General features: G+C 59.3%; 5 protein-coding genes. 1 reads left to right on the forward strand and 4 read right to left on the reverse strand.

Translation table 11 applies throughout. The annotated features are described in order from the left end of the window. On the reverse strand, nucleotides 1-378 hold a 378-nt coding region (locus ABX749_RS19210; protein ID WP_372897386.1), incomplete at its 3' end, for a hypothetical protein. A 337-nt stretch (nucleotides 379-715) separates the two neighbouring features. Next, nucleotides 716-1561, reverse strand: a complete 846-nt coding sequence (locus ABX749_RS19215; protein WP_372897387.1) for a dienelactone hydrolase family protein — start codon at nucleotides 1559-1561, stop codon at nucleotides 716-718. 310 nt (nucleotides 1562-1871) lie between these two features. Between ABX749_RS19215 and ABX749_RS19220 the strand changes: the two genes are divergently transcribed. Further along, nucleotides 1872-2516 carry a hypothetical protein gene (locus ABX749_RS19220; protein ID WP_372897388.1) on the forward strand — a complete coding sequence of 215 codons (645 nt, stop codon included), beginning with the start codon at nucleotides 1872-1874 and terminating at the stop codon, nucleotides 2514-2516. 171 nt (nucleotides 2517-2687) lie between these two features. Here the strand turns inward: ABX749_RS19220 and ABX749_RS19225 are convergent, their stop codons facing one another. Together ABX749_RS19225 and ABX749_RS19230 are read right to left on the reverse strand one after the other, a co-directional pair. Next, the gene (locus tag ABX749_RS19225; protein ID WP_372897389.1) at nucleotides 2688-4616 is read right to left on the reverse strand and encodes a heparinase II/III family protein; all 1929 of its coding nucleotides are present in this window, start codon (nucleotides 4614-4616) and stop codon (nucleotides 2688-2690) included. A gap of 258 nt (nucleotides 4617-4874) precedes the next feature. Beyond that, a partial coding sequence (locus ABX749_RS19230) for an aldehyde dehydrogenase family protein (RefSeq protein WP_372897390.1) occupies nucleotides 4875-5748 on the reverse strand: 874 nt, incomplete at its 5' end.

Below are 5748 nucleotides of genomic sequence, written 5' to 3' on the forward strand. Positions count from 1 at the left end.
ATCGCTGTGCGAATGGTGCTGCATGTTGACGTCGCGAATGACGACTTGGTCGTCACCGTTGCCGAGCTTGATGGTCAGATCGTCGAGCGTTCTCCACGAGCCCCCGGTGAACAGCTTGGTCGGAATGTTGACTTGCGATGAGCTTCCGTTGATCGTCGTCGGCGCGCCGCCTTGAGTCAAACCGGTGATTCGAAGCGTGTCATTGATCTGCCGTACTTCGACGCCGTTGGCGGCCCCGTCGCCGGTCAGTTCGACATCGATTCGGCTGCCGGAGATATCGATATCCACGGAGACGTCACCGGCCATCATTTTGCGGGTTTCCAGATTCTGAAGTCCGAGCCGTCGTTTTTTTGATGCTTGGTTTTTGGAACGAGCCATCGAAGTTTCTCCCGAAACAAAGTGTGTGCCGAGAATCTACGTTTGGCGTTGATCGGAACACCCGACCACCCTCCTCGACACCGATCCAAGCGAAGGTGTCGTGGAGATGTTTCCGAGAAAAATTGAAAATCGTCGTGGCAAGTCAACGTAGGGCATGCGGTGCATGCCACTCGTTTCTACACGTTCGACTCGTGCATTTGCACGATGTCCAAATGCACTTCACCTTGTCCCACAGCGAAGGGTAAGGTGACCCCTTGCTGCCGAACACCGTGCAGACCTTTTGTTCGAGAATAAATTGAAACGCTTGTTCGAAGGTATGAATCATGTCAGACGTGGCTCAGCCAAGTGCCCGCTCGAACAGCTCGAGCATGCGTCCCCAGGCTTTTTCTGCTTGTTCGGGGTTGTGGACGCGGGTGTCCGGTGGGCACCAACCGTGCCCTGCCGGGTACACCTCGATCTCGGCAGCCAGATTCGCGTCAGCGAACGATTCCTTCAGCACGTTTTTGGCCTCGGGGTCGCGTTGGTCGTCGTTTTCGGCGATTGCGATCAAGAATTGCGCCTTCATTTGCGGGATCAGCAGATGGGGGCTGTCCGGATTGTCGGTGACCAGCCCGCCGCCGTGAAAGGTGCCGCCGGCGCCGACGCGGTCGGGTACGGCCGCGGCAGTACGCATCACGATCGGTCCGCCCATGCAGTAACCGGTGGTGCCGATCTTCTTGGTCGTGTCCACTTCTGACTGCGCGTCCAGCCACGCGACAAACGCCTTGGCATCGGTCGTCTGTGTGGTGGCGTTTAAGGACTGTGCGAGCGGTCTCACGTCCGAGATCGACGTGTTTGCCCCGTTGGCTGCCGTGGGGGCTTTCTGGGTGCGATAGAACGGATTGACGACCAACACGCTATAGCCCGATTCGGCGAGACGGTTGGCCATTTGGCGAAACGCCGGACGGAGTCCAAAGATGTCGGGCCAGATGAGCACGGCGGCGTGCTTGCCTGTCGACGGGGCGACAAAGTACGCGTCGCACTCGCCGTCGGGTGTCGTGATCGTCACGTCGCGGTCCTGTACCTCCGCGGCGTTCGCCGCGCGGGGCAGCATCATCGCCGCCCCGACGCCGGCGGCCAACGTGCCGATGTCTCGGCGGGAGTATTTTTTGAGATCTTCTTCAAAGTGATCTTGGTCGCACATGGAGTGCCTCAATGGTTGATGGTCGATGGAGAGAACCCGAATCGCAGAACAGTGTAGCGGGCGCCGTCTCCGTCGTCCGCCAGCCAGGCTCTATCGTCGGGCGCATTGCGGAAACGACGCAAGCCCCTACGGCGTCTGCGTCTCGTCCCCGCTGTGACGGCAGGATGCATCTGAACAGGTACCGTGTTTTCGCAACCATTTTTCTCGTTTTCAGGTCACGATTCAATCGTGGCCACGATAACAGGGAAAGCGCGTCTGCGCGAAAGGGGCTTCCACAAACGTCCACGTTCTGTCCCGGGTGAGGTGAAAGATGAGTCGCACGATTTCGCAAGAGGTTGCCAAAGAAACACCCTGGTATCGGATCGAGGTGGACGCGTTTTCGGTGTACCCGAAAGTGATCCTGGTCAGCCGCTGGTACTACCGCTGGCTGCTCGGGCCGGGAGTGACAACGCCGTGGGTGGAACGTGAGAAGAAGTTCTATCACGACGTGTTCAATCTGTTGTTGGCCGATGCGTTCCGCAACACACGCATTCGGATGACCGCGACCGATCGGGGGTTCACGACCACACTCGGCGTGGACTTCAGCATCGGTCGTGGGCTGCAGAAACATCGGCACTGGACCGTCTTGCTCCGCAAAGTTCATCCGACCAGCGAGTCCTTTACCTATCAGAGCAAGGTGATGCCGCATAGCTCGACCATCCACTTGGATACCGCCGACATCAAGGACTATCAGCCGACGAATGTGGCGGGAAAAACGGGAATCCACAACGCGATTCCCCACGAGTTTTTGCACGCGATCGGGTACCACCATGACGAATCGCACGCCGCCAGCCCGCATCTGGCCGACACCAACAGCATCATGAATGTGGGAAAACAAATCCGTGAGCGGCACTTGCGCCAAGTGCTCGCCGATCTCGAAGACTTGGTGCCCGACGCCCGGTTTTCACTCGCCTGATGGGCAACGCTGGGAAGCATCTTTTAGCGGTAGGGCGCGAGCCCTCCGGTGTTTCGGGAACGATGCGGGACCGGAGGGCTTGCGTCCTGCCGCTAACACCTCGTCAAACGCAAGGAATCAATGCTTCACAGCGTTGCCTGATGGGGATGCATCGAAAGTCTCGCGAGCACCCTACCAGTCTTCGAGCGACCCGACGGTGAATCGTTCGCCCACGGGGGCGCCGCAACTTCCCGGCGTTGCCACGACGACCAAACGAAGCTCGCCCGAGGCCGGCGCTTCGACTTCATACGCCACCATTTGCGTTCCGGGATTGGGCGAATCCCATTCATGCCGCGGTTGCTCCGTGTTGACGACCGTCCAACTCGCCCCGCGCGGCTCGACGATGGTCAGTTTCAGCCGCTGATCACGTTGGGTCAGCTGCAACGTCTGACCGGATCGTGATTCAATCTGGGCCGGCGTGATCATGCCCCAACGCACCCGACTGCCGGTCGCCAATCCGTCCAATTCATCTTGAATCACGACTTCACCTGAGGGCAGCAACGCCACGCCGCGACGAACCTTTTCGGCTTGGCCACGGTACACCGAACTCAAATCAGCGACGGAGTGTGGGAAATCAGGTTCACTTGAAAAGTCCGTGATCTCGGCATGTCCCTTCGCGACTTGCAGCTTTCCGTCGATGACCAGCGTGTTGTGCCCGGCGTTGCATTGGCGAAAGATCTTCCAGCGATCGGAATCCTGCGCCGCACTCCACAAGTTCATGCCCCGCGATTCAATGCCGTGGTAACCTTCGGCGCCCAGGTCGAGCGCCCAACGCACGCCGTCGGCGTCGAGCACAAACGAACCCGTGTCCATTTGCCCGTGCGGTGCCGAGGGCGAGCCGGCTTTCAGGCCTACGAATGTGGACCGTGGATCCGTCCACGAACTGCGATGCACCGCAACCGGGGTGCTGCTTTCACTTTGCCAGTGCAACGGCATTCGGATCTCGGTTTCGTCCAATCGTTTTTCGTCACCGATCCAGAGCAACGCCAGCGGCAGCAAACGGTTTCCGCCCGAACCGGCTTCGCGTGGGTCAAAGCTGGCGATCTCCGCCCGGACTCGTGCGTCTTCACCGAGCAACCAATCCGGACGCTGATAGCGACGTGCAAACCAATACAAGGCAGCTTGGGGTTTTCGGCCCGACCCGCCATCGGCATAGTTGAACGTTTCACCCGACGGCCCCGTGATCAGAGCCATGTATTGACCCGTTTCATCAAAGCCCGCCATCTGGCTCAAATCAAAATCGCTTCCCAAGACTCCGTCGAGCATCGCCAACAGCATGACATTGAAGCTGGTTCCGTAGGCCCAGTAACCCGGCCCCTCGGGATAGCTGCCATGGGGCGCGAACGCTTTCATCGACCGCGGCACGTTTTGAATCGCATTGTGCACCGTCTGTGCCGCCAACTCCGGTTCGTCTTCCAGGATCGCGAGCGCACCGGCGGTCATTCCACAATGGCAAACTTGTCCCCAATTGTTCGTGGCGCGGACCCATTTGTTGTGTTTGGTGGTAAACGGCAGCGACACTCCCTTATCTTTGATTGCTTGGCGAATGGTTTGCCGGCTGGCATCATCCAGTGCGTCGAACATCCAGTCGTATCCGATCGCCATGCCCAGGGTCATCTCGGCGACATCCAGATAGTGACTCGGGTTCCAATCCGAAAACTCCGCGATCGCCAGCATCTCCTGTTTGCCGCGTTCGACGTATTTCATTTCGCCGGTCAATTGGTACGCCATCGACAGATTCAGCATCCGTTCGACGCAGCGGCGCGATTGGCTCAGCAATCGTCGCCCCTGCTGTTCTCGCGTGATCGGTGGAACGTCGGCGAGCAGATCGGCATGGCGGATGACGGCGTTGGCAAGCACATCTCGCGTCGACGACGAATCACCCCGTGACGTCCGCAACGCATCAAACTGTGCCGCATCGGCGATCAGCCGCGGGTGGGTTTTGGCAACCGCCGCTATGCGTGTTCGCAAGTCGTCGATGCTGACCGGGACCGATGTGTCCTGCGCGATGCCTGGCGTCGCGACAAGTGCAAGCAAGAGCGGAAAGAGGATTCGGTGCATGGTCGGGGAAACTCGGTGCGGCAGGGTGTTGGAACGTGGACCCGATGGACGTGCGGTTCATCGCGATTTGCCCGGTCGATTATACGCCGAATCAACCCGGAGCTTCGTTTTCAGGACGCCTTCCGGATGCCGCAGCCGCGTAGGGCATGCTGTGCATGCCAGAGGGGCGTCAGGCACAGCCTGACCTACGCCGAATCTCTTGACGCGTCTGTTGATGGAGAGAGCCACAATCGATGGACCTGGGGAAAAGCCTTCAAGCTATTTCTTACCCAGGTGGATCAGCTTCTTGTTGACGAATTCGAGAATGCCCAAGTGGGATAGCTCCCGGCCGTAACCGCTGTTTTTAATTCCGCCGAACGGCAGTTCCGCTTGTGATCGAGTGGGTTGGTTGACGAACACCATTCCGGTTTCGATCTGCTCGGCGACGCGGCGACCGCGTTGGACGTCGGCGGTGAAGACGCTGCCGCCGAGACCGTAGGAGGATTGATTGGCCAACTCGATCGCTGCGGCCGCGTCTTTGACGACGTACACGGTCGCGACCGGTCCGAACAGCTCTTGATCAAACGTGGGCATGTCCGGTGTGACGTCGGTCAGCAGCGTGGGATTGAAGTAGGCGCCTTCGCGGTCCGGTCGATCGCCTCCCAAGAGGACCGTGGCGCCGGCGTCGATGGATGATTGGACTTGTTTTTGCAACTTCACCGCCGCCTCTTCGCTCGACAGTGGAGCCAACGTGGTGGCTTCGTCCATCGGATCGCCCATCTTCAGCTCGGACAACTGTTTTTTGAATCCGGTCAAAAACTTGTCGGCAACCGCTTCGACGACGATGAACCGCTTGGACGCGACACACGATTGCCCGGCGTTGACCATGCGGCCTTTGACGGCTTGCGGAATCACCTCATCCAAGTCCGCGTCTTCGAGCACGATGAAGGGGTCGTTGCCGCCCAGTTCAAGCACGCTGCGTTTCAGGTTCTTGCCGGCCAGTGCAGCGACGGCCGCGCCGGCCGGTTCGCTGCCGGTCAATGAGATCCCCTGGACCCGCGAGTCGGAGACAATCCGTTCCACAAACTCCGACGGAATAAACAGGTTGGTGTACACGCCCCTTGGCAATCCGCACCGAGAGAACAGTTCTTCA

It is taken from the genome of Stieleria sp. (genome assembly GCF_041595215.1).
GTDB classification, from domain to species: domain Bacteria; phylum Planctomycetota; class Planctomycetia; order Pirellulales; family Pirellulaceae; genus Stieleria; species Stieleria magnilauensis.

What these genes read in the sequence shown, in the direction of transcription:
- ABX749_RS19220 (WP_372897388.1), top strand. Translation starts at nt 1,872, where the DNA reads ATGAGTCGCACGATTTCGCAAGAGGTTGCCAAAGAAACACCCTGGTAT.
- ABX749_RS19225 (WP_372897389.1), bottom strand. Translation starts at nt 4,616, where the DNA reads ATGCACCGAATCCTCTTTCCGCTCTTGCTTGCACTTGTCGCGACGCCA.
- ABX749_RS19215 (WP_372897387.1), bottom strand. Translation starts at nt 1,561, where the DNA reads ATGTGCGACCAAGATCACTTTGAAGAAGATCTCAAAAAATACTCCCGC.